Source organism: Embleya sp. NPDC059237, assembly GCF_042754105.1.
Classification (GTDB): domain Bacteria; phylum Actinomycetota; class Actinomycetes; order Streptomycetales; family Streptomycetaceae; genus Embleya.
Genome location: NZ_JBHZAE010000026.1, coordinates 110564 through 128431 on the forward strand (window position 1 = coordinate 110564; position 17868 = coordinate 128431).

Consider the following 17868-nt stretch of genomic DNA (forward strand, 5'->3'; position numbering starts at 1 on the left):
CATGTCCGGCCGAATCGGAGCACCGGTGAGACACCTCGTAGTACCCGCGACGGGGCCTCGCGCGCGCTCCGAGCGTTGCCGAGTACCGGGGACCTCCCGGTTTCGCCGGATCGCCGGGCCACGCCCCTCGGGCTGTGCTGAAATAGCGAAAACCAACGGCGCGGCCATCAGGCGCGTTCGACGTGTGAGGACACGAAGCATGCCCGCGAAGAAGCGCCAATGGCCGAAACAGATCGAAATCTACGGTCGCATTCTCCGCAACGACCTCCGGCTCGAGGGCGATTCCGTGTTCGTGTACACGGACGCCGCCGAGCGCGGCGAAACCACCAGCACGGCATACGTTTCCACGTCCGGTCTGTACGGGATCAGAGCCCACCCGATGCCGGCGCGGACGTCCGGACCGCAAAGCACCATCGTGGCGGAACTACGCGCCATCGCCCTGGGGTTCACCAAGACGCGTTCGGCTCATCCCGGCCACACCGTGACGATCCTCACCGACAGCCTCGACGCCTTGAGGTACATGCGCAGCTGGAAATCGGGCGAAACCGCGCTTCCCCCGGGCTACTCCACGGCTTACAGGGCGACCGGAAAGACCCCGACCCTGATCAAACTGCGCAATGCGTGCAGGGGGACGGCAGCGTGAAATGCCTCCATATTCGCGGGCATACCGGGCATCCGCTCAACGAACTCGCCGACTCCCTGGCCAAACTCGGCCTCCGCGCCTGCAAGAACGAACTGACGAGAGTCGAGGCTAAAACCCTGTCGGACCACTGGGCAACGCTCCGGCTCCAAGACTGGGCCAAGTCGGCAAACCGCCCTACCCAGCAGGGCTCCTGACAACGAACGCGCTGCGCGCTCAACGATCACCGCGACCGAGCCGACCGCCCGCAAACCGGGCCGGCACATCCCACGTTGCACCGGGCGGGTCGGGTGCGCGAACAGCGCGCGCCGTCCGCTGCCGGGCCCCTCGAGACGCCGACGGGGGCACAACCGGAGATTCGTCGTCGGCAACCGGTGCGGGCACCGCACCGGTATCGCGTCGTCCCGGCGCGCCGAAGCGTCAGCCTCTCGTCCGGTCCCAGCCGTGAAGGGTGGTGTCGGAGCCGTGGTGGAGGTAGGCCTCGAGTGCCCGGGCGGTGGTGGTGACGAAGTCGGTGGGGAGGTCGCGGGTCCAGGCGGCGACAGCTTCGTCGGCGCGGGCCTGGGCGGCGAGGCTGTCGCCGAGGTCGGCGTGGGTGAGGATGTGGACGCGGCGGTACTTGTCGGGGTCCCATCGCAGGAGGGCTTCGCGGTGGAGTCTTTCGGTGCCGGTGTGGTCGACGAGTCCGGTCAGGGTGCGGGCGGTGTGGCTGGCGACCGTTCCGGCTGCGGGTCCCGCGGCGCGGGAGTAGCGGGCTTGTTCGTGGGTGTCGTGGGCGAGGGCGTTCTCGGCGGCGAGGAGGGCTTTGGCGGCGGGTGTTCGTTCGCCGGTGGCCGCGTATGCCCGGGCGTGGGGATCCGCAGGAGGGCTTCGGTGCGGCCGTCGACGTGCCCCGCGGCGCGGGCGAGTGCGTTCTCGACGAGGTCCACGCAGTGGTGGGGGTGGCCGAGGCTGAGGGCCTGGTGGGCCAGGGCACGCATCATCCAGGCGGCGTGTCCGTGCGGGTCGGCCTCGCACGCGAGTTGGTATCCGACCTGGTAGTACCGCTGTGCGGTGCCTTCGTTCCCGAGGTCGTGGTGTTTCCGTTCGGCGAGGTAGGCGAGTTCGGCCACCGCCGCGAACGCGGCCCGCCGGGTGGTGTCCGCAGCGAAGCGCCCGCGCAGCATCGGGGCGGCGGTGTCGGCGAGGTAGGCGGTGACGGTGCTCAGGCCGTGGTCGCCGCCGAGGCGCCGCCCGTCCGGCCGCAGGACCTGCCCGACGGGGCGCAGGAGCGACAACGTCACGTCGCCCTCAGTCTTTTCGTGGCTTCGGTCACGCCGATCGTGGTGAGCGTGCTCAGCGCGCTCTCGCGCCAGGAGCCCACGCATGGCGGGGCCTTGGCAGGGCGGGTCAGCACGTCCTCGGTCTCGAAGATTGCGAAGTCCATGTACCGACCGCCGGCGATGCCGTAGAGATATGTATCGCAACCGGCCTCGACGGTGAGACGTGCCAGGCGTTCGGATCGTCCGCCTCGGGCGGTCGTCTCGCTGCTGCGGAGCGCGGTCCCCTGCCAGTCGAGGAGCCTGAGCAAGGTTCGAGTGGAAGCCTCCGCTATTTCGGCCAAGTGGGCGGTTTGCGTCAGGAGTTGCAGGATCTCGTCGATCGCGGGTTCCACGTCCGCCCAGTACGGGTTGCGGCCGTAATGGTGCCGGAGCATGCCTTCCGCACGTTGCCGGGACGCGCGCGGGTCCACGAGGCGTAGATCGCGAATCAGGGTCGCTCTGCCCTGGGGCCGGTGGACCGGGAGGGTCAGCCAGCGGTGCCGGGTGGGGTCCACCGGGTCTGGCAGGAGGCAGCGGTGTTGGTAGTCGCGGGCGGCGTGTTGGACGTCGTCGTAGACGATCCAGCGGTCCGCGGCGTGGATCTTGGCGAGGGTCGATAATCGTGGGAAGAGGTTCGGTTGGTGGATCGCGCAGACTCTGCGGGGTGTCATGTGCTCATCCGGCCATGAGTCGGCTGGTGAAGCCGGCGTCGAGGAGGCGTTCGTACGCGGTGTGGACGTCGTCCGGGACGTTCTGTTCGACGGCGTAGCCGAGGGCGGGGTAGGCGATGATGCGTTGGAGGTCGCCGACGAGCATGTCGATGACCAGGTGTTCGTCGCCGATGGATTTGAGGTAGGCGTCGAATTCGAGGGGTTCGGAGGCGCAGACGACGTCGACCTCGGGCCAGATCTTGCGGCAGGTGGCGTAGGCGCGGCGTTGCATGTAGGGCTTGGAGACGATCAGTAGGGATTCGACGGTGGTGCCGTGTGCGGTGAGGACGTCGCGGGTGAAGGCGATGTTCTGGCCGGTGTTGGCGGCGCGGGGTTCGAGGAGGATCGCTTCGTCGGGGACGCCGAGTTCGATGGCGTGTTCGCGGTAGTGGACGGCTTCGCCGCGGGGGAAGCGGGTGGCGGTGGTGGGGCTGTTGCCGCCGCTGAAGACCACGATCGGGAACAGGTCGTGGTGGTAGAGCTCGGCGGTGAAGCGGGCGACGCCGAGGTCGTGGCTGCCGAGGCCGACGGCGGCTGTGCACGGGCGCAGCGTGTGGTGCATCTGGTGGTAGTCCCAGACGAGTTCCGCGTCGGTGCGGTCGGTGTCGGTGACGTCGGGGCGTTCGGCTGCCAAGGTGTGCTCCTCGGGTTCGGGTGGCGCGGGGTTCATTGGCAGGTGCGGCGGATGGCTTCGATGCTGTGGAGTTGATGGGACAGTCCGTGTCGCGCGGCCCGTTGCGCGGTGCGGTCGAGCAGGGCCAGTCCGGCGTTGATCGTGGCACGGTCGGTGACCAGGATGTGCGCGTGGGCGGTGTCGAGCCGGACCTGTTGCATCGGTGCGTCGGTGACGCGGTGGGCCAGGGCGATGTCGATGTGGTGCAGGGCCCGCCCGATGGTTCCGGCGCCGCGGTGGGCGAGGGCGAGCTTCTGCTGCGCCACCGACCAGTCGTCGGGCTCGTCCAGGTCCTCGAAGCGACGCGTGGCCTCGGCCATCTCCTTGATGGCGCGTTCGTGGTGCCCGGCCTTGCTCAGCGCCGTGCCGATCCACAATCGGGCGCGAGCCTGGTCGCGCTCGCCCAGCCTGCGATCGCTCGCGAGGAGTTCGTACATGCGGGCGGATTCCTCCAGGCGTCCGGTCATCTCGGTAACGACGGCGAGCGACAGGTCGATCTGCGCGACGCGCCGGGGGATGTCCAAAGCGGTGAACATCTCGCGGGCGCGCCGGTAGTGGTGATCGGCGGACGAGGGGCCGTGGATCGCGCCCTGGTCACGTCGTACGTCGCCGAGGAGAACGAGGGAGCGGGCGTAGAGATAGCGTCCCCGGTCGTCCAGATCCACCGGCACGGATCGCGTCAGCCGACGGTTGAGCAGGCCGGTGGCCTGGGCGAGGCTCTGTCGGTTGACGAGTACGAGCGCGCGTTCGATGTCCTCGGTCCACGTCTCGTGATCCCATTCGCGCGGGACGGAGAACGGCCGGGGAAGGGCCTCTTCGACGGTCTTCGCGAGCAGGGCTTCGAACCGGGCCTGTTCGTCGGGGGTGGCACGGGCAAGAACGGTGTCCAGAATGGCCTGCGTGTCCGGCCGGGGTTCACGCTGGACGCCCAATCTCTCCCACTGGGAGACGGTTCGCGCCGCCATACCCAGGTGATCGGCGAACCCGCGCACACCCATGCGCTTGGCACGACGAAGCGCCTTCGCCTCGTGGCCGGTCCACGTTCGAACGGTCGGCACCAGCAGCCCCTTCCGGAGCCCCCATCGAATCACCCGGCGCGTACCCGGTGCGGCGAAAGTGCCACGGAAGTGCCACACCCGTTCATCCCGGAGTGACCACGCTCGCGGCGATGCTCGTTCCCGGGAGCCGGTTTCGGTTTCGCCGGCGAAGAAGGGCGAGGGGATGCGAGGCGTCACCGAGGAACAGTCCGGGCCCGGCCCGCTCGTGTACGGCTACCTCCGCCTGGTCTCGGTCTCGGTGGCGCGCCGCCGATCGTTGGTCGCGTCGCTGCATGAGTACTGCTGCCGCCACGAGCTCCTCCTGGCCGGCGTCTTCGTCGAACATTCCTCTCAACCCGCGGCATCCGTGGCGTTCACCGGACTGCTCGACGCCCTTCGGGCGAGCGGCGGATACGGCGTGCTCTTCCCGTCCCAGGCTCATCTCGGCGGAAAGAGCGTCTCCCGAGAACGACGCGCACGCATCACCGAGCTGGGTGCCCGGGTCCTGTTCGTGCGGACACCGACGAGCGACCGCCGCACACGAAGACCCTCCGACCCGGACATATCCATCCCCGGGGCGGTGTTCGACCACCCGCACCATCTCTCGGCCTCGGGCGGCGCAACCGCTCGTGGTCGGTATCGGCCTACACAAGGAGTTACCGCCATGCCCATGGTTTCCGACACCGATCCGGCGCTCGACGACGACTTCGATCTGGATGTCCGCGTGACCACGGATATCGCCGAGGGCGTTCCCGTGCCGTGCGACACCAACGACACCTGCGCGGCGACCTGCAAGTCGTCGTGCGTCAGCTCGTAGTCGACATACCCGTCCCGGGCGGCCGAAGCAACCCACGGCCGCCCGGGATCCCCAGTCACCCCAAGTCGGTCGGAGGATCGCGTGTCGGACGGAACGCAGCTCTACCGCAGCACCGGCGCCGCCCTGTTGCGCGTGGCCGTGACTCCACTGAACGAGTTGCCCCTGTGGTGGCCCAACCTCAGTGAAGTGTCCGACTGTGTCGTGTGGCTGCGGCACACATGGGCGCGGCCGGGATTCGCCGCGGCCGTAACGGCTGCCAGTCCGACCCTGGCGCGCCGCGTGGAGCAGCTGACCGATGGCGCCGCCGACACCGACCCCCGGCGTATTCGTAGGGCAACGTCCGCTGTCGTACGCTACGGGTTACGAAGCGCCGGACGGCCCACGCCCTTCGGCCTGTTCGCAGGCGTCGCCCCGGCAGCGCTAGGGTCGCACACACAGGTCCAGTGGGGCGTGGGACATCGGGCGGTGGCCCGGGTCGACAGTGAATGGCTCAGCGGCGTCATCGACCGGTTGGAGGCATGCCCCCGGCTCTTGGCGCGTCTGGACGTGGTGTTCAGCGACCTGGCCACCGAGCGGGGCGGGCGGTTGGAGTTGGCGAACGGGCCGTTCCGGGTGAGCGTGCGCGCCACTCGGGCGGTCGTCACGGCACGGGAAGCTGCGGGTGTGCCGATCCGGTTCGGCGCGCTCGCCGAGAAGCTGTCCGAGGCGTTCGCCCGTGCGGGCCGCAGCCGGATCGACGCCATGCTGACCGATCTCGTGCGGCGCGGCCTGCTGATCAGTTCCCTACGCGCCCCAACCACCGTCACCGACCCCCTGGCGCGGCTCGTCGACGAACTCCGGCGTGTATGTGCGGACGACGTGGCCGAGGTGGTTCCTCTCATCGAGGGTCTGCACACAATTGCCGAAGGTGTCCGCGAGCACAACGACGCCCGCCCCGCCGACCAGGACAAGCTCCGCGCCGACCTCGTCGCCGGGATGCGAACCCTTTCGAAGGTCGGCCGTACCGTACTGGCGGTCGACACGCGGGTCGACTGCCGGGTCACCCTCCCTTACGCCGTCGCGTGGGAGCTGGAGCGGGCCGCGAGCGCGTTGCTGCGCACCACGCGCCACCCGTCGGGCGACTCCGCCTGGCGCGCGTACCACGCCGCGTTCGTGGAGCGATACGGCACCGGCGCCCCGGTCCCGCTGGCGGACGTCGTCGACCCGGCGACGGGCCTGGGCTTCCCCGCCGGATACCCCGCCGTCACCGAGGCCGTGCCGGCCGAGACGGTCTCCCCACGCGACGAGCAACTGCTCGCCCACGCCTGGCGGGCCATCGCCGACGACAGCGGCGAGATCATCCTCACCGACGCCGACATTCGCACACTGACCAAAGGCGCCAGCTTTGACGAACGGCGAATCCCGCCGCACGTCGAACTGTCCGCCCGGGTGCACGCCGTCAACACGCTGGCGTTGGATCGCGGGGAGTTCACGCTGGTGGTCGCGCCGGCTCGCGCGGCGGGGACGATCACGTCCCGCTTCACCGCTACGGCGACCGGTTCGGGCCTCGAAGACGTGTACCGGGCGCTGCCGCCCGCGACCGAAGGAGCGTTGCAGGTCCAGCTGGCCACACCACCGGTGTACGCCCACGCCCAGAACGTCAGCCGTGTCCCGCCCTACCTGCCGCATGTGCTTCCCTTGGGCGAACACCGCCGGCCTGAGGACCCGCAGACCTCTGTGGATGTACGAGACCTTGCCGTCCTGGCCACCGCAACCGGCCTGCACCTGGTCAGCCTCTCGCGCAACGTCGTCGTGGAGCCACAGGTCTTCCACGCCCTGGCGCTGCACAAGCAGGTCTCCCCGCTCGCCCGGTTCATCGCCCACCTGCCCCGAGCGCTGGGACCCCAGTGGTACGAGTTCGACTGGGGACCACACGCCCAGCTCCTGCCCCGGCTGCCCCGCGTACGCCACGGACGCGCCGTGCTGTGCCCCGCACGATGGCACCTGACCACAGCCGACCTACCACCCTCCACCGCCGACGGTCACCGATGGCAGCTCGCGCTGCGCAATTGGCGCGCCCGCTGGAAGTGTCCCGACACGGTGGAACTGTGCGACGCCGACCGCACGCTGCGCCTGTCCCTCGACGAACCGACGCACACGAGCTCCCTTCGGGCCCACCTGGCACGGTACGGGCACGCGATCGTCCAAGAAGCCGCGCCCGTCGCCGAGTTCGGATGGATGAACGGTCACATCCACGAGATCGCCATGCCCCTGGTCACCCGCCGATCCCCCGCGCCCTCCCCGTTGGCCGGCCTGCCGTACCTCGCCGCCCACGCCCGGTATGAGGCGGCACCGGGAACGCCGAGCGAGGACTGGGTGTTCGCGAAGATCCACACGCATCCCGAGCGGTTCAACGAGATCATCACCCATCACCTGCCCAGGCTCACAGCCATGCTCGACCAACGCCCTGGTCCGCAATGGTGGTTCGTGCGCTACCGCAGCACCCACGAACGGGACCATCTGCGGCTGCGTATCCACGCCCCACAAGCACACACCAAGGCCGCCATAATCACCGCGCTCGGACATTGGGACCACGAGTTGCGTGCCGGCGGGGCCGCGTCCCACCTGGCCCTCGACGCATATCGGCCGGAGATCGGCAGATACGGCGCCGGGCCGGCGATGGCAGCCGCCGAGCGAGTCTTCGCCGCCGACTCGCGAACGGTGGCGGCCTGGCTCCGACACGCATCCGCGCTCGGGATCGACCCCCAGGCATGGACCGCTCTGTCGATGCTCGGCATTGCCTGCGCCTTCCACGACAACCCCGCCGAAGCCACAGGTCGCCTTGCCGCGCGGCCGATCACCGGGGCGCCGGCGATGGATCGGGCGGTCGCCGGAGCCGTCCTGCAGAGGGTGGTTGCCGGGAACGTCGACCTGTCGGACCTGCCAACGGACCTGACCACGGCATGGGCGGACCGCGCCGAAGCCCTGGTCGCCTATCGCGAACTTCTGCCTCTCGGAACCGATCTCGACGCCATCGTGGACTCGCTCCTGCACATGCATCACAACCGAGCCCTGGGCGTCGACCCGATCGGAGAGCGGACCTGTCGCCGCCTCGCCCGCCAAGCCGCCCTGGCATCCGCAGCCCGATTGGCGGCCCCGACGTGCTGACGGGCGGCGCCCCTTCGGAACTCGCAGCAACGTCGTCCGTCCCAACGCGGATGCAGGATCTGTTCGCGGGCACGCCCGGCGTCGCGTTGCTGCACGGTGCCCGCGCCCGCGCCGGCCTGGTGGAGTGGACCACCGCGCATACATGGGCGCGGGCGATGACCCGAGATCCCGTCCACGCCCACCCGGACTTCCTCTGTCTGTCTCAGGGCGCCCCGGCCGTCGCCTTCGTTCTCCGGGAGATCGGGCACCATGCCTACGGGCGGGCTTTGGAGGTGCTCGACGGCGCGATCACCGCAGGCATCCGCCACCGCTTGGGTCGGGCTCACGAACGCATCGACCGCGGTGAGTTGCCCGCGTTGCGCGAGTACGACCTCGTGGGCGGCATGACGGGCCTCGGCGCCTACCTTCTCCACCAAGGCCAAGACACCCTGCTCCTGCGGGACGTCCTCGGCTACCTCACGCGCCTGACCCACCCGATCCGCTCGGGCACCGACGAACTTCCCGGCTGGTGGACCCGGGACTCGCCGACCGGACAACCCTCGCCCCACTGGCCCGGCGGTCACCTCAACCTCGGCATCGCGCACGGATGCACGGGCGTCCTGGCACTATTGTCGACGGCGATGAGACACGGTGTAACCGTTCCCGAACACGCCGAAGCCATGGCCCGCATCACGGACGTCCTCGACGCCTGGCGACGCACCAACCCCAGCCCATGGTGGCCCGGCATCATCACCCCCACCGAATGGCACGACAACGCGCCGCACCACGGCGGTCCGCAGCGACCGTCCTGGTGCTACGGCACGCCCGGCCAGGCCCGCGCCCAGCAGTTGGCCGGCCTCGCCCTGGGCGACACAGAGCGCCGTCGACACGCCGAAGCAGCCCTGCTCGCATGCGTCACGGATCCTCGACAACTCGCACTCCTGAACGACGCCTCGGTGTGCCACGGCTGGGCCGGCCTCCTCCAAACCACATGGCGCGCCGCAGCGGACGCGGACGACGCCGGCGCTCTGAGCGAACGAATACCGATCCTGCTCGACGGCATGCGCCGTCACCTCCGCCAGCGCGGAATACCCGCCGACACCGGGCTTCTGACCGGTCGCACCGGCGTGAGCCTCGTCGAACACGAGCTCACGCAGGGTCAATTCACGTCGTCCTGGGACACGTGTCTCCTGCTGACCGACTGATCCACCGAAACCAACCCGCCCCAGGCACCCCGGGCCGGGCTGCCACAACCTCCGAGGAGCATCTCCGTGACGACCACCACCGGACCGTCCCCCGACACCCTGCGAGAGGACATGGTCGACCGCATCATCCGTAGCAGGCCCACCCTCGACCCGCGCGTCGCCGACGCGATGCGCGCCGTCCCCCGTCACATGTTCGTCCCCGAGGCCCCCCTCGACGAGGCATACGCCGAACAGGCCGTCATCACCAAGCGCAACGACACCGGAATCGCCCTCAGTTGCGCCTCCGGCCCCGGCATCGTCGCCGGAATGCTCCACCAGCTCCAAGTCCGCCCCGGAAACAACATCATGGAGATCGGCGCCGGAACCGGCTACAACGCCGCACTCCTCCAGCGGCTGACCGAACCGACAGGTCGACTCGTCACCCTCGACATCGACCCCGAGGTCACCGCCGGCGCCCGCTCCGCACTCGACGCCACCGGCAACCAAGCCGTACGCGTCATCACCCGAAACGGCGTCCTCGGCGCACCCGAACACGCCCCCTACCAACGCATCGTCGTCACCGTGGGCACCTGGGACATCCCCACACCCTGGTGGCACCAACTCGCGCCCGAAGGCCGCCTGGTCGCCCCACTCCGCTGGCGCGGCCAGACCCGAGCCGTCGCCTTCACCCTCACCGAGGACAACGTCCTCGTCTCGGACTCGGTCGAACTCTGCGGCTTCGTACCCATGGTCGGCCAAGAGGGCGAACTCACCGCCCCCATCGACGCCGACGGCGAGGTCGCCCTGCACTGGGACGACGACCAGAACATCGACCCCACCGCCCTGACGGGAGTCCTCGACCACTCCAGGACCAGCACGTGGTCCGGCGTGTTCGTCGTCGCCGACGAATCCTTCGACGGGATCTGGCTGCGCCTCGCCGCCTTCGAACCCGGAACCTGCCGAATCGCCGCCGAGGCCACCGCCGTCGACTCCGGCCGCTGCACCCCGGCCATCGCATCCCGCAGCGTCGCCCTGGTCGAGGAGACCTCCCTCGCCTACCTCGCCCTACGCCGCCACGACCGGCAAGGCCACCCCACACAGTGGGAGCTGGGCGCCCACGCCCATGGACCACAGGGACACGACCTCGCGAAACGCCTGTGCGACCGGATCAGCGAGTGGAACGACAACCGCGACGCCGAACCACGCATCACCGCATACCCGGTAAACGCACCCGACGCCGCCGTGTCCCAGGGCCCGGTGATCTCCAAGCGCTTCACCAAACTGTCCGTCGTCTACTGACGCACGAGACACTCCACATCTGCGCCCCTCGACCCGAACGAGTATCGAGGGGACGCACGGACGACACGGCCGTCGTGCGTGACGAGAATGCGGTCGGCGACGCGGGCCTGAGCACAGGTCGTCGAACTCCGCAGGAGAAATCGCATCTCGCCCGGCGGGCAGATGGTTCGATCGGCCGCCGATGGCACGGCACACGAGGCCACGGTCGCCTCGGCACGCCCGGAACACGGCGCGATCCGGTTCACGAGGCAGCCGCCCTCGTCGACCGCGAGGGCCCCGCGTCACGGCGGTCCCGCATTCGACCCACGCAAGGGAACGATGAGCGAGCACACCACGACGCGCCAAAAATAAGGGAGTTGCCTCCGGCGCTGGCCTCGGCCCGGGCCGACGACGAAGAAGGCGATTCGGACGACTCGAACCACGGGAACACCTACTTGCAGCGACCGAGCCAGTTTTGGGCCGAGACGTCCGACGAACGACCTCCATTCGCCGCCTGGCGGATCGACACCACACCTGCCCGCGCCGCCGACGAATCCTTCATGCGCACCCCACACCTGGGCACTCCCCTACGACCGCCGGACCACCTCGTAGGAAGAACACATTCGCACGCAGCACCACCCGACGACGAGGCCGTCCGGTGAGCTCGCACCACCCGGCCTTCGGGCCCCTAACCATGGACGGAGTCGTGATGGACACGAACACCTGGGCCCGTATCGAACTCTTGCGCGACTGGCTCGACGCACGCCACCGCACGGCGGGGCAGGATCCGCTGCCGCTGTGCATCCTCAAGATCAGCGAAGAGGTCGGTGAGGTTGCGGAGGCCTATCACGGCGTCCTGAGGGCGAATCCCCGGAAGGGTGTCACCCACACCCTCGACGACGTCCAACGGGAGTTGTGCGACGTCATCGCGACCGCGGCCGTCGCCCTCGCCACCCTTGCCCCCGACCCGGACGCGGTGTTCCGCGAACATGTCGACCACCCCGTGCGGCGAGACGCCGACCGAAGCGACCGATTGACACCCTCACCCCGCCACCGGCGCTCCGGATCCCGGCCCCGAGCGCCTGCGGCGCGCACTCGGCCCGACGCCCCGGGCGAGGTCTCGGACCGGCCCTCGCATCCCCCACACGATCGGAGGACCCGCACATGGATCGACACCCCGACCCGCATAGCCGGGCAAGGCATGCCGCGCCGCGGCTCGCGCCGCGCCGGGACGCCCTCGAAGCAGTGTCCCCGTGATCGGGTTGCGCGGTGCGCGGCGCAACCGGGCCGCGGAGACGATGGCCGAGGGTGACGCGAGCGGCCGGGAGTTGTTCGGCGGCAAGCTCACACCCACCTGGGGTCGGCATCTGCACCGCGGCGCCCGCATCGAATTGTCCTTCCTGGCGACGCTGCGACGTCTGCCGCATCTGATCGCCCGGTCGGTGCGTCTGGGGTGGGCGGCGGACCGGGTGGCGTTGCTGGTGGTGGCGTTCGCGCAGGTCGGGCAGGGTGTGACGTCCGCGTTGGGGTTGGTGGGCACCAATCGGATCCTGGTCGAGTTGTTCAGTGCCGGGCCGACGCCCGACCGGGTGCGCTCCGCCGCGCCCGCGCTGGTGTTCGTCGCGGCGATGGGCGTGCTGGCGGCGGTGCTGCGGGCCGCGTCCACGGCGGCGACGGGGCGGTTGGAGCCGAAGGTGGAGCGGTTCGCCGAGGCCGAGTTGTTGCGGCGGGTGATGCGCGTGGAGATGGCGACGCTGGAGGACGCGGACTTCAAACGCCTGCTGACCACCGCGAAGTACGGCACCGACGCGAGCCGGTTGATGATCACCTACAGCGTGCAGGTCGTCAACGCCGTCGTCTCCCTGGCCGCCGTCGGCACCGTCCTGACCGTTCTGCATCCTCTGCTGCTGCCGATGATGATCCTGATCATCCTGCCGCCGGGCTGGGGCACGGTCCGTTCCGCCCGCCGCCGCTACGAAAGCGTGTTGGCCTGGACGGACCACGGTCGCCAACAGTGGGAGATCGCCTACGCGTTGACCTCGCAGAGCACCGCGCAGGAGGTACGCGTCCACGGCGCCGGACCGTACCTGCTGCATCATTACGAACGCATGGCCGCCGCCGCCGAGGCGGAGAAGGAGCGTCTGGCCAGGGCCGAGGCGGGCACCGACCTGCTCGCCTCCGCCCTGTCCGGCGTCGCCTCCGGGCTGACGTACCTCACCCTCGCCTGGTTGTTGCTCAGCGGGCGCGCCGACCTGGCGACCTCCGGCACCGCGGTGCTGGCGATCCGCACCGGCACCTCCAGCCTGGGCAGCCTCGTCGGCGGCATCCAACGCCTGTACGAACAGGCCCTGTTCGCCAACGACCTCGAAGAAGCCTGCGCCCGGGCCGACAGGCACGCCATCCCCACCCGCGGCACCGTGGTCAAGCCCCCGGAGGTGGTGAAGGTCGAAGGCGTGTCCTTCACCTACCCCGGACGGGACGTCAAGGCCCTCGACGACGTCGACGTCACCCTCACCAAAGGCACGATCGTCGCGTTCGCCGGGGAGAACGGCTCGGGGAAGACCACGCTGGCGAAGCTGATCGCGGGCCTGTACGTTCCCGACGGCGGCCGCATCCTGTGGGACGGGGTCGACGTCACCGACGCGGACCGCACCAGCGTCTTCGACCAGGTCGCCCTGGTCCCCCAGGACTTCGTCAGGTGGGATCTGACCGCCCGCGCGAACATCGTCCTCGGCCGGCCCCGCGTCGACACCGACCCCGACGAGGACGCGCTGCGGGCGGCGTGCGCATACGCGGGCGCGGGACCCGTCGTCGACGAACTCCCCCGCGGCCTCGACACGTTGCTCGACCGCAACTACGAGGGCGGCGTCGAGTTGTCCGGCGGCCAATGGCAGGCCATAGCGCTCGCCCGCGAACGCTACCGTCGCGCGCCGGTGGTCATCGCGGACGAGCCCACCTCGGCGCTGGACGCCCGCAAGGAGATCGAGACGTTCACCCGCATCCGCGAACTCGTCGCCGACGGCACCATCGTCGTCCTGATCACCCACCGCCTCGCCTCCGTCCAACACGCCGACCACATCTACGTCCTCGACAAGGGCCGCATCACCGAACACGGCACCCACGGCGAGCTCATGGCGCGGCGCGGAGGTTACGCGGACATGTTCACCCTCCAATCCGACCAATACGGAGGCGGGCGCAATGGCACCGGGTGCAACGTGCCGTCGACGCGTCGATGATCCGGCGAGCGAGCGCCGTCCCAGGCGTCGGGTGCCGGCGTCGGACCTCGGCGGCGATTCCATCGGAGGCCGGGCGCGTGCGTATGGTGCCCCCGGTGTGCGCGCAGAAGGCGCGCCGCGCCATCTGTCGCGAGTTCCCTTTTACAGGGTCGCCGGTTGGTCGCTCGCGCCCGGACGACGTAGGAGGCGTCGCGCTACCCGGCGGACACGACCCGGGCGTTGCCTACGCGGATGAACTCGTCGAGCCGGGCCAGTTGTTCGGCGTTGAAGGCGGCCTCGGGCACGGTGGCCACACACCGCGGCGCGGTGCGGATCACCAGCAGCCCGAACTGCCGCCGCACACCCAAGGTAGCCGTCCACCGTATGCTCGCCGTACTCACACCGGGCCGTTCGCGCGTGAATCCCTCGTCGTCGAGCACGACGTCGATCACCCCCTGCCCGATCAGCGCACGCACGTGCCTGCCGTGCACGAACACCATGAAAAGCACGAAGAAGACCGACCAAAGACCCATCTGGAGACTCCCCATGGGGAACGCAAGGAGCAGCACCACCACGGGCACGGCGACCACCCCCCAGCGACCCCACCTCGGATAGGCCGCGAACGTCGCCGCGGCACCGGTGCGCCACGTGTGGGTGTACGTCGTAGAGATCAGCATGTGCGGATGCTAGAAGGAGCCGGGGACACCCGATCCGGCGGCCCACCACGCCCAGATCGAACAGGATCGACAACTGCTCGGGCGTGATTCTTCGGGGGCAGGCCCACGGACGAGCATCGCGGAGGAACAAGCCGCCTCCGGCCCGTCCGGGACGGCGCGACCGCGTCGTGGTCACGAACGAACGAGCCCGTCGCGGTACTGGTGTTGCACAGCCCCGTCGGCGTCGACGTCACACCCGACGACCCGTCGATCGCGGAACTCCTGAGTCGATACGCCGCCGACGGCTGGAACCTGAACATCGGGTCCGACAGCCCCCTCTTCCCCGCTACAAGGCTGCGACCACCGAATAGACGACATGTACACGCTTCAATCCGACCAGTACGGCACGCACCCGTCCGAGACTTTCGGTCGAGGGACGATCCCCACCACGAGAACGCCCGTCGACGATTGAACATCCTCGACTCGTGAACACCTCCCGAGGTGAAATCCCTCGTCGGCGGGCGGACTTGGGTACCGTCGGCGGAGCATTCGATCCCTCTCGTCGGTGCCCCCTCAGGCCCGCCATGAGCCACCATGAGGTCGTGAACTCCACGGCGATGCGCGTGATCAGGTGGTTCCTGGGCGCGGTGGCGTCGGTCCTCCTCCTGTTGCTCGGGGTGGTCGCGTGGGGCGTGTCCTCGTGCACGCAGAACACGAAGACTCCGCATGCGCCCGACGTCGACAGGGTCGCCGGTGCGCCCGAGGTCGGTGCGGCCCAGCGGACGGCCGTACGCGACGTCGAGGCCGCGTACACGGCGCTGGAACAGTCGCTGGGCGGGCGCGCCGAGCGCCGTGGCGAGGCGGTGTCGGACGTGTGCGGTGCCATGTTGAAGCGTCCGTCGTTCTTCGGCGAAGGGGGCGGGAGGTGGAGCAAGGTCCGCTGTGAGCGCGAGATCGTGCGCGCGTACGTACTCGACGGACCCCGGGCAACGCACGCAACGATCGTCGCCGACGCCCTGACCGCCGCCGGCTGGTCCCGCCCCGGAGCCGATTTCGTGGATCCGGGTACCTCCCCGTGTCCCGCGCCCGCGCCGTCCACCCCCCGAACCCCTTCCACGCAGGTCGTCCACGAATACGCGTGCATCATCGAGGCGACTCTGCCGTCCCGGGTGAGCCTGCATGCGCAGTTCTCGGACCAGGACCCGTTGCCCTACTTCTCCTCCCGGCTGCGACCCACCGACGCACGTTCCACCACCGGCACGATCACCGATTTCGACGTCCACTCCGTCACGAACACGCCCCGAGCGGCCGGGAGCAGCGTCGTGATCGTGTCCGTCCTCGATCCCTACTTCCAGCAATGACCGTGTTCCCGAACCGATTTCGCGCCCGCGCCCGAACCGTCCGTACGGCGTACCAGTCCACCGGCGCGAGGCCCGACATCGGCGATCCCTCCTCACCGAGACCGTTACGGTCCGCGCTGCGGGGAAGCACGAGGGCCCCTGACCTGGAGGCAGGGGCCCGGCGCCGGGAGCCGCACGCCGAGGTCACCCCTGGGGCGTGTGGGCGGAGGCGCCCGGTGACGCAGGACACCGGACCTCTCCCGGGCCGTAAACGGTAGACCTCGGACCTTCCGAAAGGAATAGGCCAGACCGATCGGTCCCGGCCATGATCCGGCCCGGTCGCCCGTGCCTCCGAATACGACGCCGGATCAGTCGGAACGACGGGCGGTCGCGGCGGAGGTCCGACCCGCCGGACACCCACGAGGGCGGGTCGGATCCCGCGAGAGACCCGGCAACTACGCTCGGTGCCAGACACGTTCACATCGGGGGGATGAGATGGGCAACCGAGACACGCTCCGCACGGGCGGGATCGCCGTCCGGTGTGCGGCCGTGATCCTGGCGATCACGACGGCCGGCGCCTGCTCCGACGGCGACGGCGCCAAGGCCCGCCCGCAGCAACCGAAGGCGGCCCCTTCGGCGGCTGCGGGGGCACCGGGGTCGGCCGGGCCCGGCTCCGACGACGCGAACGAGGAGGCCCCCAGTTGGAGCATGGACAATCTGCCGCCGGGCGTCGACTTCTGGGCCGGGAAGGTGGACCTGGCGGTGTTCCTGTGCCAGGCCTCCGACCCGAAATCGGGCGGCTGCTCGAACGGCGCCGTCACCAACACCCAACGCGAGGAGATCCTCGCCGCCCTCAAAGCCATGCCGCAGGTCAAGCACGTGTACTTCGAGGACCGGAGACAGGCGTGGGAGTTGTTTCGCGCGCAGAACGCCGCCAACCCCCTCCTTCTCGACGCCATGACGGCCGAGCAACTCCCGGAGTCCTTCCGCGTCAAACTCAAGGACCCCGACACCATCACCACGGTGGCCTCCGCGTTCGAGCAACGCCCGGGAGTCGCCTCGACCATGAAGCACACCCCCTCCGGCCCTTCCACCACTGCCCCGGCCACCGCCACGGCCGCGCTGACCCCCGAGCAGGCCGGGCGCGCCGTGTTGACCGTGGACGACGTCGGCACCGGCTGGACCGCGGGCGCCCTGACCGACACCGGGCCCAAGCAGGCCGCCGCGCCGTACTCGGGCGTCAGCGGTGACGCCGGGTGCGACCGCGCCCTGGCGGGCGCCCCGACCGGCCCGATCGTCGTCCTCCTCGGCGCACAGCGAACCTTCGAGAACGCGGCCGGAATCCGACTGGTCGCCACCGTCCAGGCATACGAAGGCAACGGCGCCGCGCTTCAGTTGGCCAAGACCCGCGCCATGCTGTCCGGCTGTGCGAACCTGCCCGTGCCGTGGGCGGGTTCCACCGCACGCTTTCGTGCCGTCGCCTCCCCCACCGTCGGGGACGAAACACTCGGCATGCGCATCGTCACCGACCAGAGCGGCACCACCAGGACCGTCGACTCGATCCTCGTCCGCATCGGACCCAACCTCGCCACCATCACGCTCCCCACCGACGCCGGCCTCGACCCCACCACCTCGAACCGACTCACCCGCCGCGCAGCGGAACACCTCCTACATGCCGGCCGCGACTGACCGAACCCACACATCTCGCACTCGACCCCCCTTCTGTACAGCTGGTAACAGGCACGTATTCGAACCCTGCGGTATTCGCCGGCCGAAGGCTACGAAAGCGGACGATCCCTACCGTCCGGGGAAACCCGCCGGAGGGCGGGCTCGGTAGCTGTTCATTGTCCGCGTCGCCGTCTCTTCCCGAGACTTGATCATGGTTGTGGCC

The 17868-nt window shown here is 69.7% G+C and carries 12 protein-coding genes and 1 pseudogene; 8 read left to right on the forward strand and 5 right to left on the reverse strand.

Annotation, left to right across the window (positions count from 1 at the left end):
* Positions 1-199 precede the first annotated feature (199 nt).
* The gene (locus ACFXKZ_RS47715; RefSeq protein WP_380013077.1) at positions 200-643 is read left to right on the forward strand and encodes a hypothetical protein; all 444 of its coding nucleotides are present in this window, start codon (positions 200-202) and stop codon (positions 641-643) included.
* 516 nt (positions 644-1159) lie between these two features.
* On the opposite strand, the pseudogene ACFXKZ_RS47720 reads toward ACFXKZ_RS47715, so the two are convergent.
* The 4 genes and pseudogenes from ACFXKZ_RS47720 to ACFXKZ_RS47735 all read right to left on the reverse strand — a co-directional run.
* Positions 1160-1872, reverse strand: a pseudogene (locus ACFXKZ_RS47720) (tetratricopeptide repeat protein); the annotation flags it as partial.
* 47 nt (positions 1873-1919) lie between these two features.
* Positions 1920-2612: a WbqC family protein gene (locus ACFXKZ_RS47725; RefSeq protein ID WP_380013080.1), complete on the reverse strand. Its 693-nt coding sequence runs from the start codon at positions 2610-2612 to the stop codon at positions 1920-1922.
* A gap of 4 nt (positions 2613-2616) precedes the next feature.
* Entirely contained in the window at positions 2617-3285 is a 669-nt protein-coding gene (locus tag ACFXKZ_RS47730) for a YdcF family protein (protein WP_380013083.1), read from the reverse strand.
* Positions 3286-3317: 32 nt separating this feature from the next.
* The gene (locus ACFXKZ_RS47735; RefSeq protein ID WP_380013086.1) at positions 3318-4382 is read right to left on the reverse strand and encodes a hypothetical protein; all 1065 of its coding nucleotides are present in this window, start codon (positions 4380-4382) and stop codon (positions 3318-3320) included.
* Between the two features lie 163 nt (positions 4383-4545).
* On the opposite strand from ACFXKZ_RS47735, the gene ACFXKZ_RS47740 reads away from it, so the two are divergent.
* From ACFXKZ_RS47740 to ACFXKZ_RS47760, 5 genes are all read left to right on the forward strand, one after another.
* Positions 4546-5178 carry an FxLD family lanthipeptide gene (locus ACFXKZ_RS47740; protein WP_380013089.1) on the forward strand — a complete coding sequence of 211 codons (633 nt, stop codon included), beginning with the start codon at positions 4546-4548 and terminating at the stop codon, positions 5176-5178.
* Positions 5179-5259: 81 nt separating this feature from the next.
* On the forward strand, positions 5260-8325 hold the full coding sequence (locus tag ACFXKZ_RS47745) for a lantibiotic dehydratase (RefSeq protein WP_380013092.1): 3066 nt from the start codon (positions 5260-5262) through the stop codon (positions 8323-8325).
* A gap of 50 nt (positions 8326-8375) precedes the next feature.
* Positions 8376-9509, forward strand: a complete 1134-nt coding sequence (locus tag ACFXKZ_RS47750; protein ID WP_380013095.1) for a lanthionine synthetase C family protein — start codon at positions 8376-8378, stop codon at positions 9507-9509.
* A 66-nt stretch (positions 9510-9575) separates the two neighbouring features.
* Positions 9576-10787 (forward strand): methyltransferase, FxLD system, encoded by a 1212-nt coding sequence (gene fxlM, locus ACFXKZ_RS47755; protein WP_380013098.1) that lies wholly within the window; start codon positions 9576-9578, stop codon positions 10785-10787.
* Between the two features lie 1232 nt (positions 10788-12019).
* A complete protein-coding gene (locus ACFXKZ_RS47760; RefSeq protein ID WP_380013101.1) occupies positions 12020-14002 on the forward strand; it encodes an ABC transporter ATP-binding protein in 1983 nt (660 codons plus the stop codon).
* A 194-nt stretch (positions 14003-14196) separates the two neighbouring features.
* Here the strand turns inward: ACFXKZ_RS47760 and ACFXKZ_RS47765 are convergent, their stop codons facing one another.
* Positions 14197-14658 carry a hypothetical protein gene (locus ACFXKZ_RS47765; protein ID WP_380013104.1) on the reverse strand — a complete coding sequence of 154 codons (462 nt, stop codon included), beginning with the start codon at positions 14656-14658 and terminating at the stop codon, positions 14197-14199.
* 581 nt (positions 14659-15239) lie between these two features.
* Between ACFXKZ_RS47765 and ACFXKZ_RS47770 the strand changes: the two genes are divergently transcribed.
* Complete coding sequence (locus ACFXKZ_RS47770) at positions 15240-15998, forward strand: hypothetical protein (protein WP_380013107.1); 759 nt, start codon at positions 15240-15242, stop codon at positions 15996-15998.
* Positions 15999-16472: 474 nt separating this feature from the next.
* Positions 16473-17666 (forward strand): permease-like cell division protein FtsX, encoded by a 1194-nt coding sequence (locus tag ACFXKZ_RS47775; protein WP_380013110.1) that lies wholly within the window; start codon positions 16473-16475, stop codon positions 17664-17666.
* Positions 17667-17868 lie beyond the last annotated feature (202 nt).